Annotated in this window: 16 protein-coding genes; 6 read left to right on the top strand and 10 right to left on the bottom strand. The window is 73.2% G+C overall.

Annotation, left to right across the window (positions count from 1 at the left end; all coding sequences use genetic code 11):
* The first annotated feature begins 66 nt into the window (after window positions 1-66).
* From egtA to egtD, 4 genes are read left to right on the top strand one after another with little or no spacing between them, the layout of a single operon-like run.
* Window positions 67-1,410, top strand: coding sequence for an ergothioneine biosynthesis glutamate--cysteine ligase EgtA (egtA, locus tag AB0L89_RS06200; RefSeq protein ID WP_365135076.1), 1,344 nt, complete (start codon window positions 67-69; stop codon window positions 1,408-1,410).
* On the top strand, window positions 1,407-2,744 hold the full coding sequence (gene egtB, locus AB0L89_RS06195) for an ergothioneine biosynthesis protein EgtB (protein ID WP_365135073.1): 1,338 nt from the start codon (window positions 1,407-1,409) through the stop codon (window positions 2,742-2,744). The genes egtA and egtB overlap by 4 nt, the downstream gene beginning before the upstream one ends.
* Window positions 2,744-3,499, top strand: coding sequence for an ergothioneine biosynthesis protein EgtC (gene egtC / locus AB0L89_RS06190; protein WP_365135070.1), 756 nt, complete (start codon window positions 2,744-2,746; stop codon window positions 3,497-3,499). Before egtB ends, egtC begins: the two co-directional genes overlap by 1 nt.
* A complete protein-coding gene (gene egtD, locus AB0L89_RS06185) occupies window positions 3,496-4,458 on the top strand; it encodes an L-histidine N(alpha)-methyltransferase (protein ID WP_365135067.1) in 963 nt (320 codons plus the stop codon). The genes egtC and egtD overlap by 4 nt, the downstream gene beginning before the upstream one ends.
* 63 nt (window positions 4,459-4,521) lie before the next feature.
* Here the strand turns inward: egtD and AB0L89_RS06180 are convergent, their stop codons facing one another.
* A complete protein-coding gene (locus tag AB0L89_RS06180; RefSeq protein ID WP_365135611.1) occupies window positions 4,522-5,778 on the bottom strand; it encodes an extracellular solute-binding protein in 1,257 nt (418 codons plus the stop codon).
* A gap of 238 nt (window positions 5,779-6,016) precedes the next feature.
* Between AB0L89_RS06180 and AB0L89_RS06175 the strand changes: the two genes are divergently transcribed.
* Window positions 6,017-6,232: a dodecin gene (locus AB0L89_RS06175; RefSeq protein WP_365135064.1), complete on the top strand. Its 216-nt coding sequence runs from the start codon at window positions 6,017-6,019 to the stop codon at window positions 6,230-6,232.
* A 17-nt stretch (window positions 6,233-6,249) separates the two neighbouring features.
* On the opposite strand, the gene AB0L89_RS06170 is transcribed toward AB0L89_RS06175, so the two are convergent.
* Complete coding sequence (locus AB0L89_RS06170; protein WP_365135061.1) at window positions 6,250-6,735, bottom strand: hypothetical protein; 486 nt, start codon at window positions 6,733-6,735, stop codon at window positions 6,250-6,252.
* A gap of 79 nt (window positions 6,736-6,814) precedes the next feature.
* Here AB0L89_RS06170 and AB0L89_RS06165 point away from each other — a divergent pair, with 79 nt between their 5' ends.
* The gene (locus AB0L89_RS06165; protein WP_365135058.1) at window positions 6,815-7,822 is read left to right on the top strand and encodes an LLM class flavin-dependent oxidoreductase; all 1,008 of its coding nucleotides are present in this window, start codon (window positions 6,815-6,817) and stop codon (window positions 7,820-7,822) included.
* A gap of 178 nt (window positions 7,823-8,000) precedes the next feature.
* Here AB0L89_RS06165 and AB0L89_RS06160 read toward each other — a convergent pair whose 3' ends face one another.
* The 8 genes from AB0L89_RS06160 to AB0L89_RS06125 form a co-directional block, all read right to left on the bottom strand.
* The gene (locus tag AB0L89_RS06160) at window positions 8,001-9,251 is read right to left on the bottom strand and encodes an ABC transporter permease (RefSeq protein WP_365135055.1); all 1,251 of its coding nucleotides are present in this window, start codon (window positions 9,249-9,251) and stop codon (window positions 8,001-8,003) included.
* Window positions 9,248-9,979: an ABC transporter ATP-binding protein gene (locus tag AB0L89_RS06155; protein WP_365135608.1), complete on the bottom strand. Its 732-nt coding sequence runs from the start codon at window positions 9,977-9,979 to the stop codon at window positions 9,248-9,250. Before AB0L89_RS06155 ends, AB0L89_RS06160 begins: the two co-directional genes overlap by 4 nt.
* A gap of 17 nt (window positions 9,980-9,996) precedes the next feature.
* The gene (locus AB0L89_RS06150; protein WP_365135052.1) at window positions 9,997-11,379 is read right to left on the bottom strand and encodes a peptidoglycan-binding protein; all 1,383 of its coding nucleotides are present in this window, start codon (window positions 11,377-11,379) and stop codon (window positions 9,997-9,999) included.
* Window positions 11,376-11,978 carry a hypothetical protein gene (locus AB0L89_RS06145; protein WP_365135049.1) on the bottom strand — a complete coding sequence of 201 codons (603 nt, stop codon included), beginning with the start codon at window positions 11,976-11,978 and terminating at the stop codon, window positions 11,376-11,378. Before AB0L89_RS06145 ends, AB0L89_RS06150 begins: the two co-directional genes overlap by 4 nt.
* Before the next feature lie 154 nt (window positions 11,979-12,132).
* The gene (locus AB0L89_RS06140; protein WP_365135046.1) at window positions 12,133-12,354 is read right to left on the bottom strand and encodes a ferredoxin; all 222 of its coding nucleotides are present in this window, start codon (window positions 12,352-12,354) and stop codon (window positions 12,133-12,135) included.
* Between the two features lie 54 nt (window positions 12,355-12,408).
* Window positions 12,409-13,611, bottom strand: a complete 1,203-nt coding sequence (locus AB0L89_RS06135) for a cytochrome P450 (protein ID WP_365135043.1) — start codon at window positions 13,609-13,611, stop codon at window positions 12,409-12,411.
* A 12-nt stretch (window positions 13,612-13,623) separates the two neighbouring features.
* The gene (locus AB0L89_RS06130; protein WP_365135040.1) at window positions 13,624-14,736 is read right to left on the bottom strand and encodes a cytochrome P450; all 1,113 of its coding nucleotides are present in this window, start codon (window positions 14,734-14,736) and stop codon (window positions 13,624-13,626) included.
* 34 nt (window positions 14,737-14,770) lie between these two features.
* A complete protein-coding gene (locus AB0L89_RS06125) occupies window positions 14,771-15,973 on the bottom strand; it encodes a cytochrome P450 (RefSeq protein ID WP_365135037.1) in 1,203 nt (400 codons plus the stop codon).
* Window positions 15,974-15,986 lie beyond the last annotated feature (13 nt).

Below are 15,986 nucleotides of genomic sequence, written 5' to 3'. Positions count from 1 at the left end.
CTCTTGTGCGAACGCCCCTGAAGGTTTTGGGTGTTACGAGCAGCATCGACGGAAGGAATCCCCGACATGTGCGAGGGAGACTGTACGCAGCACCGCGCCCCACAGCCCGTCCGGGCGTGCGACACGGTGTCCGAGGCCGAGGTCGAGGCGCTGGTCCGCGGCATCTGCTTCAAGACCGGACCGCCCCGTACCACAGGCGTCGAACTGGAGTGGCTCGTCCACGAGCCCGGACTGCCCCACCTGCCCGTCCCGGCCGCCCGCCTCGAAGAGGCCTACGCCGCACTGCGGGCCCTGCCCCTGCACTCGTCCGTCACCGTCGAACCCGGCGGCCAGCTGGAGCTCAGCTCGCTGCCCGCCGCCTCGCTGACGGACCTCATCTCGGCCATGCGGGCCGATCTCCGCGCCGTACGCGACGCGTTGCGCGTCCACCACCTCACCCTCAGCGGGTTCGGCGCCGACCCCTGGCGTCCGCCCTCACGGGTCCTGCGCGAGCCCCGCTACGACGCCCTGGAGTCCTGCCTCGACCGCGGCGGCCCGGCCGGCCGCCGCATGATGTGCTCCACCGCGTCGGTGCAGATCTGTGTGGACGCCGGGTACGAGGAACCGGGACCGCTCGGCTACGCGCGGCGCTGGCGCCTCGCGCACCTGCTCGGCGCCGTCCTGGTCGCCGCGTTCGCCAACTCGCCGCTGCAGGACGGGCGGCCCACCGGGTGGCGGTCCACCCGGCAGGCCGTGTGGGCGGGCATCGAACCCGGCAGATCCGGCGCCCCGCCCCTCGACGGGGAGCCCCGCGAGACCTGGACCCGGCACGCCCTGGACGCGCCGGTCATGTGTGTCAAGTCAGGCCCCGACGAGGGCCCTTGGCACGTGCCCGACGGACTCAGTTTCCGTGCCTGGGCCCGCGACGGCGGGCCGCCGCGCCCGCCCACCCGCGACGACCTCGACTACCACCTGACCACGCTGTTCCCGCCGGTGCGCCCGCGCGGTCACCTGGAGCTGCGCATGGTCGACGCGCAGCCCGGCGAGGACGGCTGGATCGTGCCGCTCGCCGTGACGAGCGCGCTGTTCGACGACCCGGAGGCGGCGGAGTCCGCCTACCGCGCCGTCAAGCCGCTCGCCGAGCGCGACGGGCCCCCGGGCGCGCCGCGCGCGCCGCACAGCCCGCTGTGGCTGGACGCGGCGCGCCACGGCCCGGCCGACCCCGAGCTGCGCGAGGCCGCCGTCGCCTGTTTCGCCGCCGCCGTCGACGCGCTGCCCCGGATGGGCGCCGACGTGTCCGTGCGCGACGCCGTCGCCACGTACGCCGCGCAGTACGTCGCGCGGGGCCGCTGCCCCGCCGACGACCTGCTCGACACCGTGCGCGACACCTCCCGACTTCATGCCGCACCTGGGAAGGACTCCCGCCGATGACCGGCCCCGCCGACGACCCGGAGGCCCTGAGGGAGCGCGCGCTGAGCGCGCTCCTGGCCGCCCGCGACCGCACCACCCTCCTCACGTCCTGTGTGGAGGACTCCGAACTGACCGCGCAGCACTCGCCGTTGATGTCGCCGCTGGTCTGGGACCTCGCGCACATCGGCAACCAGGAGGAGCAGTGGCTGCTGCGCGCGGTCGCGGGCCGCGACGCCATGCGGCCCGAGATCGACCCGCTGTACGACGCCTTCGAGCACCCCCGCGCCGCGCGGCCGAGCCTGCCGCTGCTCGCGCCCGCCGAGGCCCGCGGCTACGCGGCCGAGGTGCGGGGCCGCGCCCTCGACGTGCTCGCCACGACGCCGCTGCGCGGCACCCCGCTCACCGACGCGGGGTTCGCCTTCGGGATGATCGCGCAGCACGAGCAGCAGCACGACGAGACCATGCTCATCACGCACCAGCTGCGCGCGGGCGCCACCGCGCTCACCGCGCCCGACCCCGAGCGCGGCGCGCCCTTCACGGGTCCGGCCGAAGTCCTGGTTCCCGGCGGCCCGTTCACGATGGGCACCTCGACCGAGCCGTGGGCGCTGGACAACGAACGGCCGGCGCACCACCGCATCGTCCCGCCGTTCTTCGTCGACACCACGCCGGTGACGAACGCCGCGTACCAGCGCTTCATCGACGACGGGGGCTATGAGGAGGAGCGCTGGTGGGCCCCGGAGGGCTGGGCGATGGTCCGCGGGAACGGGCTGAGCGCGCCGCTGTTCTGGCGGCGCGAGGGCGGCCAGTGGCTGCGCCGTCACTTCGGGACGGTCGAGCCGGTGCCGGGCGACGAGCCGGTCCTGCACGTGAGCTGGTACGAGGCCGACGCGTACGCGCGCTGGGCGGGGCGGCGCCTGCCCAGCGAGGAGGAGTGGGAGAAGGCCGCACGGTACGACCCGGTGGCCGACCGCTCGATGCGCTACCCGTGGGGCGACGCGGACCCCACGCCCGAGCGGGCCAACCTCGGCCAGCGCCATCTGCGCCCCGCCCCCGCGGGCAGCTACCCGGCGGGCGAATCACCGCTCGGCGTACGCCAGTTGATCGGCGACGTCTGGGAGTGGACGGACTCCGGCTTCCTGCCCTACCCCGGCTTCTCCGCCTTCCCCTACCGCGAGTACTCGGACGTCTTCTTCGGCGGCGACTACAAGGTGCTGCGCGGCGGGGCGTTCTCCGTCGACGCGGTGGCCTGCCGGGGGACGTTCCGCAACTGGGACCATCCGGTGCGGCGGCAGATCTTCGCCGGGTTCCGCACGGCGCGGGACGCCGGTGCTGCCGAGGTCCCGGAGGCCGTCTGATGTGCCGTCACCTCGCCTATCTGGGACCGCCGCAGCCGCTGGGCGGCCTCCTCGTGGAGCCCGCGCACGGCCTGTACCGCCAGTCCTGGGCACCCCGCATGCAGCGGCACGGCACCGTCAACGCCGACGGTTTCGGGGTGGGCTGGTACGCGGACGGGGACCCGGTCCCGGCGCGCTATCGCCGCGGCGGGCCCATCTGGGGCGACCAGTCGTTCGCCGACCTGGCCCGCGTGGTGCGCTCCGGCGCGCTGCTCGGCGCGGTGCGCGACGCGACGCTCGCGGGCGCGGACGGGGAGGCCGCGGCCGCGCCGTTCGCGGCCGGGCCGTGGCTGTTCAGCCACAACGGCGCCGTAGCGGGCTGGCCCCGCTCGCTCGCCGTCCTCACCCGCGACCTGCCGCCCGAGGAGCTGCTCTCGATGGAGGCGCGCTGCGACTCCGCGCTGGTGTGGGCGCTCGTCCTGCACCGGCTGCGGCGCGGCGACGAGGAGGGCCAGGCCCTCGCGGACACCGTCCTTGAGGTCGCGGAGGCGGCTCCCGGGTCGCGCCTGAACCTCCTGCTGACCAACGGCGAGACGATCGCCGCGACCACCTGGGGCGACACCCTGTGGTGCCTCGCGGAGCCCGGCCGCCGCACCGTCGTCGCCTCCGAGCCCTACGACGACGACCCGCACTGGCGCGAGGTGCCCGACCGCACACTGCTCGCCGCCAGCCGCACCGACGTACTGCTGACACCGCTCAAGGAGCCACCTGCGTGAGCCCGTACCTGCTGACCCGCACCCTGCCCGAGGACGCCACCGACGCCGCGCTGCGCGCCGACGTGCTGCACGGGCTGACCCGCACCCCGAAGTCGCTGCCGCCCAAGTGGTTCTACGACGCGCGCGGCAGTGCCCTCTTCGAGGAGATCACTACCCTGCCCGAGTACTACCCGACGCGCGCCGAGCGGGAGATCCTGGTCGACCGGTCCCCCCGTATCGCGGAGGTGACGGGTGCGCGCACGCTGATCGAGCTGGGCTCGGGCTCCTCGGCGAAGACCCGCCATCTGATCGACGCCCTGGCGTCCCTGCACACCTACGTGCCCGTCGACGTGAGCGAGAGCGCGCTGACCGGCGCCGCGAACACCCTGCTCGCACAGCGCCCCTCGCTCGACGTGCACGCCCTGATCGCCGACTTCACCCGCGGCCTCGCGCTGCCGGGCACACCGGGACCGCGGCTGATCGCGTTCCTCGGCGGCACGATCGGCAATCTGCTGCCCGCCGAGCGCGCGGCGTTCCTCTCCTCGGTCCGCGGCCTGCTCTCCCCCGGCGACGCGCTGCTGCTCGGCACCGACCTGGTCAAGGACGAGTCGGTGCTCGTCACCGCGTACGACGACGGGGCGGGCGTGACGGCCGCGTTCAACAAGAACGTCCTCGCGGTGATGAACCGCGAGCTGGGCGCCGACTTCGACCAGGACGCCTTCGAGCACGTCGCCGTCTGGGACCGCGAACGGGAGTGGATCGAGATGCGGCTGCGCTCGACGGCCGATCAGACGGTGAAGATCCCCGCGCTGGACATGACGGTCGACTTCACCGCGGGCGAGGAGCTGCGCACCGAGATCTCCGCGAAGTTCCGCGAGGACGGCGTGCGCACCGAACTGGCCGCCGCCGGACTGCAGCTGACGCACTGGTGGACGGACGAGAGGGGGCGCTTCGCGCTGTCCCTGAGCACCGTGGAGTAGCAGGCGGGCACGGCGGGTGAGACCCGGCCGGGGGCTGTCCCGCCGCCCCCGGCCGGGCCGCTGTCAGAGTCCGCCGAGGGACAGTTCCCGGGTGATCCGGCGCGAGGCCTCGCGGGCCTCGGTCGCCGCGTCGCCGCCCGTGAGGACCTTCGTCATGTACCCCTTGATGGGGTTGTCCGCCTCGACGCCCGCCCAGCGCGGCGAGTTGGGGGTCGCCCGGCCGTTGGCCGCGCCGACGGCCATCGCGGCGGCGCCCTCCTCACCGGCGACGGCGGGGGCCAGCTTCGCCTTGTTCGGGACGTAGTTCATGGTCCGCGCGAGGTCGGTCTGCCACTTCTTGCCCGCCAGCGCCTCGATCACCTCGACGGCGCCCTTGTGGTCGTCGCTGCGGTCGGGCACGACGAGGTCGGAGCCGCCGGTGAACACCGCGCCGGGCTTGCCCGCCCTCTTGCCCGGGACGGGGAAGTAGCCGAGCTTGCCCTTCAGGTCGGGGTTCTTCTCCTCGATGGCGCGGGCCGCGCCGGGCACCGCGATGATCTGGGCGACGTCGCCGCGCGCGAAGACGCCGGTCTGCGCCGGGTGCTCCTCGTCGGCGTCGCGCGGGCCGTTCCCGAGGGCCTGGAGGCGCTGGTAGAACTCCATGCCGCGCAGGGCCTGGGGCGTGTCGAGGGCGCCGCGCCAGTCGCCGGAGGACTCCTTGGTCTCCTTGGCGAGGTCGCCGCCCTCGTCCCAGATGAACCCGGCGAGGGTGTACCAGTCCTGGCCCGCGAGGTAGATGCCCTGGTTGCCCCCGGCGTCGAGCTTCTGCGTGTCCGCGATCCACTCCTCGCGGGTGCGCGGCGGGCGCGTGATGCCGGCCTCCTCGAACAGCTCCTTGTTGTAGATGACGACGCGGTTGGCGGCGTACCAGGGGATCCCGTACTGGGCGCCCTTGTAGCGCCCCGGCTCGGCGAGGCCGGGCAGCCAGTCGTCCATGCCGAGGTCACGCGCGGACTCCAGCGTCAGGTCGTACAGACCGCCCTCGTCGACGTACTGCGCGACCTGGGTGTTGCCGACCTCGATGACGTCGGGCCCGTCGCCGCCCTCCTGCTTGAGCGCCTTCTTCACCTTGGCGCCGATCCCGGTCCACTCCTGGATGCGCACGTCCAGGTCGATGTCGCCGTGCTCCTTCTCGAAGTCCTCCGTGAAGCGCTCGACGAATTCGGGCGAGGCACTCCCCTTCATCAGCCACACCGTCACGGTCCGGGTGTCGTCACCGCCGGGCAGCATGCCGCACCCGGAGAGCAGGACGGTGGAGGAGAGAACGAGGGCCAGGGGCATGGCGGCGCGTCTGAGGGGCTTCACGTGGGTCACTTTCTGCCTGCGAACAGGGAAGGGCAGCCCGACGTGGGGGGTGAGCGGGTGGCTCGAACGGGTGATGGCTGGATTCTGGTCTGTACCAATGAGTCGGTCAAGGGGCATACGCCACCTCGCGCCACCGGTCGGCCTGGGGCACGGTGGAATGACGTCACCTCGCGGCGTCACCGCACGCCGTCGTCACGGCCGGGAGGACTTTCCCATGTCGAACCACACGTATCGGGTCACCGAGATCGTCGGCACGTCCCACGAGGGCGTGGATCAGGCGATCCGCAACGGAATCGCGCGGGCGTCGCAGACCCTGCGCTCACTGGACTGGTTCGAGGTCACGCAGGTGCGGGGGCACATCGAGGACGGGGAGATCCGGCACTACCAAGTTGGCTTGAAGGTGGGGTTCCGACTGGAGGACGAGGAGTAAGGGCGCGCCGCCCGGACTCAGGTGCGCCCCTCGCGCTCCTGCGCGTCCTTGAGGTCCTCCGACGCCGTCGCCCACCGTGCCCGCACCACCCGGAAGCCCGCCCGCTCCGCCTCGTCGCACACCAGTTCGTCGTCGTCCACCAGCACGCGGATCTCCCGCTTGCGCGCGAGGGCCGCCAGGACCTCCAGCTTGGTGCGGCGGGCGGGCCGCCGGTCGTCGTTGCGCCGCATCCAGACCCGGCCCTCGGGCAGGCCGTGCCGGGCCAGCCAGTCCTCCGTGTCCGCGCGGCAGCGCTCGGGACGCCCGGTGAGGTAGACGACCTCGCACTCCTCGGTGCTCTCCAGGGCCAGGGCGACGCCACGCGCCAGCGGCGGGTCGTGCGGCGCCGCCGCGAAGAATCCGGCCCAGTCGCGGGGCTTGCGCTCCAGGAAGCGCTGTCGGTGCGCGGTGTCCGCGAGGGTGCCGTCCAGGTCGAACACGGCCAGGGGTCTGTTGTCGCTCACACGACCAGCGTAGAAGCGCCCTCGTCCGGTCCGCGAGGCGCGCCGGGAATCCTGGCGCGCCCCAGCCGTTGAACCTGTCGTGAGCTCAGTGATCGAAGCAACCAGGTTCTCCGTCCTCGACCGCTCGCGCACCCGTGAGGGGCACGACGGGCCCGAGGCCCTGCGCGACACCGTGCGCCTGGCCCAGGAGCTCGAAGCGCTCGGCTACGCACGCTTCTGGGTCTCGGAGCACCACGGTGTGCCCGGCGTCGCGGGATCCGCGCCCACCGTCCTCGCGGCGGCCGTCGCGGCGGCCACCCGCACCATCCGGGTCGGCACGGGCGGGGTGATGCTGCCGAACCATCAGTCGCTGGTCGTCGCCGAGCAGTTCGGCGTCCTCGCATCGCTCTTCCCGGGCCGGATCGACATGGGACTCGGCCGGTCCGTCGGCTTCACCGACGGGGTGCGCAAGGCGCTCGGGCGCGACAAGCACGACGCCGAGGACTTCGCGGCGCAGCTGTCCGAGCTGCTCGGCTGGTTCCGGGGCACGTCGGGGACGGGGGTGCGGGCCCGCCCCGCCGAGGGCCTGTCCGTCCCGCCGTACGTGCTGGCCGTCGGCGAGGGCGCGACGATCGCCGCGGAGGCGGGGCTGCCGCTGGTCATCGGGGACATCCGGGGCCGCGAGAAGATGCTGGCCGGCATCGAGCGGTACCGGGCGGGATTCCGCCCCTCGCCGTGGCTGGCCGAGCCGTACGTCGTGATCGCGGGCACCGTCGCGGTCGCGGAGAGCGAGGAGGCGGCCCGCCGCCTGCTGATGCCGGAGGCCTGGTCGATGGCGTACTCCCGCACGCACGGCACGTTCCCGCCGCTCCCGCCGGCCGAGCGCGTGGCGTCCCTGACCATGACGGACAAGGAGCGCGGCTTCTACGAGTCGGGGCTGCGCGGCCATCTGCACGGCACCGAGGAGCAGGTCGCCGACGGCCTTGAGCAGGTGATCAAGGAGAGCGGCGCGCAGGAGGTCCTTGTCACGACGAGTACGTACGACCGCGAGGGCCTGCTCGACTCCTTCCGGCGGCTGGCCCGCGTGGCGGGTCTGTCACCGGCCTGAGCGGCCCCGGACCGCCCGGCGGGGCCGGACAGCACGAGGTCCCGCCCGCGTCGCGGCCCGGGATCGGCCCAGGGGCGGCGCGGACGGGCGCGGTGCCCCCGTGGCACGGGGGACGATTCCATCGGGAGCACCGCGGTCCCGGAGGGCCGCGCGGCGGCGGCCCTCGCCAGGAGAGTCCTCAGGTGGTCGCCAGGGCCTCCGTCGGAGGCAGCCTGGCCGCGCGTACGGCCGGATAGAACCCGGCGAGACCGCCGATGACCAGGGTGGCGCCCACGCCGCCTGCCATCGCCCAGAGCGGGACGACGGACGGCCAGCCCTGGTAGGAGGCGTAGCCGCCGGTGACCGCGATGCCGAGGACGACGCCGCCGAGCCCGCCGAGCGCGGACAGGAGCAGGGCCTCGGCCAGGAACTGGGTGCGGATCTGGCCGCGGGTCGCGCCCTGCGAGCGGCGCAGGCCGATCTCGGAGCGGCGCTCCAGCACGGAGATGACCATGGTGTTCGCGACGCCGACGCCGCCCACCAGCAAGGCCACTCCGCCGAGGCCCAGGAGCAGTCCGCTCAGGGCGTCGTCGGTGGCCTCCTTGGCGGCCAGCGCGTCGGAGGGCCGGGAGACGGTGGCCTCGGTGGGGACCTCCGGGTTGGCGGTGGCGCCCAGGACGCTCTGCACGTCGTTGACGGACGACTCCTCGGCGCGCGTGTAGATCGTGGTGGGGTAGCCGTCGAAGCCCAGTTCCTGCTCCGCGACCTTCCAGCCCACCAGGGCCGAGGAGTCGAGCGCCGGCACCAGCTCATTGGGCGCGAGCAGGCCGACGACGGTGTACCAGCGCCCGCCGAGCCAGACCTTGACGTCGGGTCCCGCCCGGTGCACGCCGAGCTGTTCGGCGGCCTTGGGGCCGAGGACCGTGGTCGGGTAGCGGCTGTTGGCGGCGTTCAGCCAGCGGCCGTCGACGATCTCGGCGCCGACGGACTTCGGCAGGTCGGTCCGGGCGGCGGAGACGGTGAGGCCACCGGTCTCCTCCTTGGGCGTGCGGTCGTTGCGGTAGACCTTCGCGCTGGTCTTGCCGATGGCGGAGACCGAGTCCACGTCCTTCATGTTGCCGATCATGTCGACCGACTCGGCGGGCAGATGGGCGGCGGTGCCGGTGAAGGACTGGCCGGGCGTGACGGTCAGGAGGTTGGTCCCGAGCGCCTCCAGCCTGCGGTTGAGGTCCTCGGTGGACGACGTGGAGATGCCGACGACGCCGACCATGGCGGCGATGCCGATGGCGATGCCGAGCGCCGAGAGGAACACCCGCATCGGACGGGAGCGCAGCCCGGAGCCGCCCACCCGCAGCACGTCCGCCGGGTTCATCCGGGCCGGCCGCGGCCGGCGCGGCGGCTCGGGGTCCTGCGGCCGTGCCAGCTCCTCGACCGCGTGGGGAGCGCTCATCGCACGGCCTCCTCTCGCACCAGGGATCGGGCGGCGCTCTCTTCGGCGCCGCTGGAGTCGTGCTCGATGTGGCCGTCCTTGACCCGCACCTCGCGCGGCAGGGTCGCCGCGATGTCCCGGTCGTGGGTGATGACGACGACCGTCGTCCCGGCCTCGTGCAGTTCCTGGAGCAGCTCGATCACGATCGCTCCGGAGCGCGAGTCCAGGGCACCGGTGGGCTCGTCGGCGAGCAGCAGCGGCGGATCGCCGAGCACGGCCCGCGCGATGGCCACACGCTGCTTCTCACCGCCGGACAGCTGGTGCGGCTGGTGGTAGAGGCGGTGGCCGAGGCCGACCCGGCGCAGCGCCTGTTCGGCGAGGCGGCGGCGCACGCCGCGCGGCCTGCCGCTGTACAGGAGCCCGTCCGCGACGCTGTCCAGCGCCGAGACGCCGGACGACAGGTGGAACTGCTGGAAGACGAAGCCGATCGTGCCGGCCCGCAGCGCGGACAGCTCCCGGTCGGTGAGCTTGGCCACGTCGTGCCCGTCGATGCGCACCAGGCCGGCCGTGGGGCGGTCCAGGGTGCCCATGATGTTGAGCATCGTGGACTTGCCCGACCCCGAGGGGCCGACGATGGCGAGGAGTTCGCCGCGCCGGATGACCAGGTCGGCGCCGCGCAGCGCGGCCACGTCCCCGTACGTCTTGGACACTCCGGCCAGTTCGACCACGGGCCGGGCCGGTGCGGGCAGTTCCGGTGTCTGCGAGGTCACTTGGGGACCCCCACGACGGTGCCTTCCTTGATGCCGGTCCCGGACACCTCGACCCTGCTGTCGGCGAACATGCCGAGCTTGACCGGGCGGTACTCGGTGCCCTTGGCGGTGACGACCTCCAGGGCGTAGCCGCCGCCCTGCCGTGCCACCAGCGCGTTGACGGGCACCACCAGGACGTCCTTGCGGGTCTCCGCCTTCAGGGTGACCTCGACGGCGGCGGCCTGGTAGCGGCCGAGCCCCTTCTGGTCCTTCACCTTCAGCTCGACGGGCAGGGTGGGGTCCTTGTCACTGCCCGAGTCCCCGGACGAGGAGTCGTCGGAACCCGATCCCGAGGAGTCGCCCTTGGCGGTGGAAGGCGTGCCGACGTCCGTCACCTCGGCCTGGACCGTGGTGTCGTCGGGGAGCTTGACCGTGGCCTTCGTGCCCTTCTCGACCAGGTCCTCGTACTGCACGTCCAGGTCGACGCCGATGGTCCGCTCGGTGCCGGTCCAGGTCAGCAGGGTGCCGCTCAGGGCGGCGCCGGGCGAGGCCTTCACGTCCGCGACGCGGCGGGCGCCGTCGGCGACCGCCGCGTCGCCGGGCTCGACCGTGCCGGTCTCCTTGCGGTTCAGGTCGTCCTGCCACTCCTTGACCGCGTCGGCCGTCGCGGAGTTGTACGTGTCGTCGACCGTGAAGCCGGTGTAGCCGAGCGCGCTGAGGTTCTTCTCCAGCATCTCGACGTCGGCGCCCTCGGTGCCCGACTTCAGGGTGCGGTAGAGCGGGAAGGAGCCGTACAGGAGCGGGACCTTCTGCTGGTCGACGCGGTAGACGGTGTCGCCGCGCTTGAGGACGGCGCCGTCCTCGGGCACCCAGGTGACGATGCCGCTGCCGCCGGCGGAGTCCTGCGCCGGCTGCCCGCCGCCCGAGGACTGGTCGCCGCTCGTGCCGCCGGATCCGGCCGGGGCCTCGACGGCCGTCGGGTCGCCGTAGCCGAGGTTGCCGTCGACGGTCTGGGTGTCGGTCAGGGTGGTCCGCTGCACCTTCGCCGTCGCCGGCGGCCCCGAGGGAGCGGAGCCCGCGGAGTCGTTGCCGTCGCCGCCGAGCGCGCCGGTGGCGGCCAGCCCCGCCGCCGCGGCCACGGCTATCGCGACGAGCACGAGCAGCGAGGTGCGCAGCGGGCGGCGCCTGCGGCCGGTGGGCGGTCCCGAGCCGTCGCCGGGCGGTTTCTCCACCGACGACTCCTCCTCGGCGGTCCGCTTCTCGGCGACCGCCGTCTCCTCCTCGACGGCCGTGTCGAGGGCGCCGGCCGTCCTGGTCGACAGCCGGCCCGAGCCACGGCGTTCCAGGGCCCCGGAGGGCTCGCCGGACACGGCGAGCTCGCCGTTCTCGTCAGGATTCACTGTCCGCCACCTCCGGCGGGCCCGAACATGACGCCGCCGCCCGGGTACTTGCTCTGGCAGGTCTGCATGGCCTTGGTGAACGCGGAGCTCTGCGGGTCGACGCCCGCGCCCATCAGGTCGATGTTCATCGTGGAGCCGTTGATCTCGGGGTCGGGGAACTTCGGCACGCCGTTCTTGCGCAGGCACTTCGCCCAGGCGGCGACCTTGGCGGAGTCGATGGTCTGACCGCCGCCGCCCCCACCGCCGCCGAGACCCTGCGGCGCCTTGTCCTTGCAGGCCTCCTGCGCCTTCTTGAAGCCCTCGGAGTTCGGGTCGGTGCCCTGCTCGCCGGGGACCAGCTTCACGCCGCCGCTGTCCTCCTGCGGGTCGGGGAAGTCGGGTGCGCCGTTGGCGCGCATGCACTTGGAGTAGGCCAGGGCCCGGTCGAAGGCGCTCGTCGGTGACGCTTCCTTGTCCTTGGAGGCGGCGGAGGAGTCCCCGGAGCAGCCCGTGAGGGCCGCGCCCGAGACGAGAGCCGTGGCGGCGAGGAGCGCGGGTGCGATGACCCGCTTGTGTGCGACTCGTCGGTGCGCGGTCGCTCGCTTGTGTGTGAAGAACATGAACCCAACTTCTACGCGGCGGGCGGTCACACGGCGGACACAAAGCCCGGCGTCCGCACAGTGCCCGCCTCACCTGGGGCTTCGCGTCCGGGCAGACCGGAAGGCCGCGTGCCGATGACACGCGGCCCTCACCGTCCCGGCTGTGGGACCTCGCCTACGCCCCCTGCTTCTCGGACTCCTCCCGCACGGACAGGGTGATCGCCCCGGTCGGGCACCTGGCCGCCGCGTTCCGCACGGCCGCGGCCGAACCGGCGCCGGGGCTCGGCGCCTTGAGCAGTACCTTGCCGTCGTCCTCCGACTGGTCGAAGACGGCGGGCACCACGCTCATGCACAGGCCCGATCCGGCGCACCGGTCACGGTCCACCCGTATCTCCATCCCGCTCCCCCTCACGTCCTCCGTCCGGCTCCTCGGCCCCTCCCGCCGCGCCCCTCACCACAGGACCGGCAGCCGTTCCACGCCGTAGGCGGTCGACCGGTCACGGAAGGGCACCTCCTCGGCGGGCACCGCGAGGCGCAGACCGGGGAAGCGGGCGAGCAACTGGCCGTAGCCGATGCTCAGTTCCATGCGGGCCAGCGCCGCGCCCAGGCAGTGGTGGATGCCGTGGCCGAAGGCGACGTGCGGCACGGGCTCGCGGGTGACGTCGAGCCGGTCGGGCCCGTCGAGGAGCGCCGGGTCGCGGTTGGCCATGGGGATCGAGCAGACGAGGGTGTCGCCGGCCTTGATCACCTTCCCGCCGAGCGTCATGTCCTCCAGGGCAGTGCGCGGCGTGGGGGCGTGCGGCACGGACAGATAGCGCAGGAGCTCCTCGATCGCCCGGTCCAGGGCCGCGGGATCGTCGCGGACCAGGGCGAGTTGACCGGGGTTCTCCAGGAGCGCGAGCGCGCCGAGCCCCAGCATTCCGGAGATGTTGTCGAGCCCCGCGAGCATCAGCAGGACGCAGATGCCCCGCAGCTCCTTGTCGGTGAACTCGTCGCCGTGGTCGCGGACCAGCATGCCGAGGAAGCCCTCGTCGGGGTTCCTGCGCTGCCGGGCCACCAGCGCGGCGAGGTAGCGCGTGAACGCCGTGCCCGCGGCGGCCCGTTCACCGCGTGCCCGGCCGGTCTCCAGGTGGGCGTGGCAGCGGCGCAGGAACTCGTCGCGGTCGTCGCGCGGCACCCCGATCAGCTCGCACAGCACCGGGCCCGGGACGGTGTTCGCGAACAGCTCGACCAGGTCGGCGGGCGGGCCCGCGCGTTCGACCGCGTCGAGGCGCTCGCTCACGATGTCCTCGATCCCCGGCCGGAGTCTGCGCATGCGCCGGACGGTGAACTCGGGCGTGAGCATCTTGCGCAGCCGGGTGTGCTCGGGCGGGTCGTAGTCCATGAGCAGCCCGATGCCGTCGTCGGGCCGCTCGGCAGCGCGCCCGCCCGGTGTGCGCGCGCCGAAGCGGCTGGTGGAGAACCGCACCTGGTCGCCGAGGACCCGACGGACCTCCTCGTAGCCGGTGACCAGCCACAGCGGCCGTTCACCGGCGCCGGGCGCGAGCCGCACCCGGGTGACGGGTCCATCGGCGGCCAGGCCGCGCAGCTCGTCGGCCGGGTCGAAGCGGGTACGGCGGGTGTGCGGAGGGAGCCGCGACGTCTCGTGTGCCATCTCGCCGCTCCCCTACCAGACCACCGGCAGCGTCTCCACGGACTTCGCCGTGAAGCGCAGCTCGTCGCGCGGCACCGCGAGCCGCACCTTCGGGAAGCGCCGCAGCAGCTCCGCGATGGCGACCCCCAGCTCCATGCGGGCCAGCGAGGCGCCCAGGCAGTAGTGCAGCCCGTGCCCGAACGCCATGTGCCCGCTGTTGTCACGGGTGATGTCGAGGCTGTCCTGCGGCTCGCCGGGGAGCCGGGTGCCGTTGGCCTCCAGGAGGGAACACGCCACGAACTCACCGGACTTGATGGTGTGGTCGCCGATGGTCACGTCCTCCTTGGCGGTGCGCGGCGAGGCGTGCGGGATGATCGTGACGCTGCGGATCACTTCCTCCACGGCGTGGTCGATCAGGTCGGGCCGCTCGATGAGCAGGGCGAGCTGGTCGGGGTTCTCCAGGAGTCCGACGAGGCCGAGGCCGAGGGTGCCGCCGGTGATCGGGATCAGCGAGGCCAGGAGGGTCGCGGCGGTGCCGGTCAGCTCCCCCTCGGTGAGGTTCGCCCCGTGCTTGCGGATCAGCCGGCCCAGCAGGTCGTCGCCGGGGTTGCGGCGCTTTTGCCGCATGAGCTTGCCGAGGTAGACGAGGTAGGCGGTGCCCGCCATGTCGCGCTGTCCCCGGTCGGGGTTGTCGACGCGGTTGGTGTCGAGGTGGCGGGCCAGTTCGGCCTGGTCGTCGCGCGGGATGCCGAGCATCGCGCAGCCGATCAGGCTGGTGGTGGGCCAGACGAAGTGCTGGACGAGGTCGACGGGCTGCCCCGCGCCCTCGATGGCGTCGAGGCGTTCCTTCACGATGCCCTCGACGAGCGGCTCCAGGGCACGGACCCGGCGCAGCGTGAACTCCGCCGTCAGCATCCTGCGCAGCCGGGTGTGCTCGGGCGGGTCGTACTGCAGGAGGTTGCCGGGCTGAAGAAGCCGGCGGGAGGCCTCGGCGCTGTCGGCGGGCGGCATGGTGCTGAAGCGGTCGTCGCTGAGGATCGTCCGCACCTCGTCGTAGCCGTTGGCGATCCAGGCACGGTCCGAGGTCCCCGGCACGACGGTCTCGACGAGCGGCGCTTGGTCGGGGTCCTTCAACGGCTTGGGCATGGACGTGCTTCCTTTCTCGTACGTGTCCGGGAATTCACCAGGCCACCGGCAGCTCGTCCACCCCGTAGTTGGGGGTCCAGGTCCGGTACCTGAGCTGTTCGGGCGGCACGGCAAGCCGCAGCCCGGGGAACCTGTGCAGCAGCGCGGGCAGCCCGATCCGCAGCTCCAGCCTGGCCAGCGAGGCGCCCAGGCAGTGGTGGATGCCGTGCCCGAAGGCCACATGGCCGCTGCTGTCGCGGGTGATGTCGAGGGTGTCCTGCGACACGCCCGGCAGCCCCGCGCGGTTGACCGCGAGCATCGAGCACATCACCAACTCGCCGCGCCGAATGGTGTGTTCGCCGACGCGTACGTCCTTGAGGGCGTACCGCGGAATGGCGTTGGGCACGGACGAGACGTAGCGGAGCAGTTCCTCGACCGCCTGGTCGGTCAGCTCGGGCCGCTCCAGGAAGAGCGCGAGCTGGTCGGGGTACTGGAACAGCGCGAGGGGCGCGAGGGCCAGCATCCCGCCGACGTTCTCGATGCTGGACCCCAGCAGGGTCGCGGCGGTGCCGGTCAGCTCCTCGTCGGTGATGCTGTCGCCGTGGTCGCGGATCAGCATCCCCAGCAGGTCGTCGCCGGGATCGCGGCGCTTCTGGCGGACGAGCCTGCGCATGTACATGACGTAGGCGTTGCCCGCCGCGCGCTGCCGCTCCCGTTCGCGGGGGTCGGTGCGCTGGTCCCCGGCCGCCTGGCGGCTGGAGCTGAAGTTGCGCGCCAGGTCGGCCGCGTCGTCGCGGGGCACGCCCAGCAGGGCGCAGCCGACCAGGCCGGGGACGGGCAGGGCGAAGGTGCGCATGAGGTCGGCGGGTTGCCCGGCGCTCTCCAGGGCGTCCAGGCAGTCCGCCACGATCTCCGCCACGAACGGTTCGAGCCGGCGGATCCGCCGCAGCGTGAACTCGGGCGCCAGCATCTTGCGCAGCCGGGTGTGGTCGGGCGGGTCGTACTGGAGCAGGTTGCCGATCTCGACGTGTCCGGCGGCGCTGTTCATCTGGGTGGGCGGCGGCAGCATGCTGAAGCTGTCGTCGCTGAGGACGGCACGCACCTCGTCGTAGCCGGTGGCCAGCCAGTGCCAGCCGGAGAACGGTCCGGCCGCGTCGACCTGGACGAGCGGCGACTCGGTGGTGATCGTGGCCAGTTCGGGCATCGGCTCGATGCCGTTGCGCCGCGTGTGCGCGGCGGTCTGCAGTCGCTTGGGCATTCAGGGGTTCCTC

The organism is Streptomyces sp. NPDC052114 (assembly GCF_040680155.1).
In the GTDB taxonomy this organism is placed as follows: Bacteria; Actinomycetota; Actinomycetes; order Streptomycetales; family Streptomycetaceae; genus Streptomyces.
This window is presented reverse-complemented; position numbering and strand designations above follow the sequence as displayed.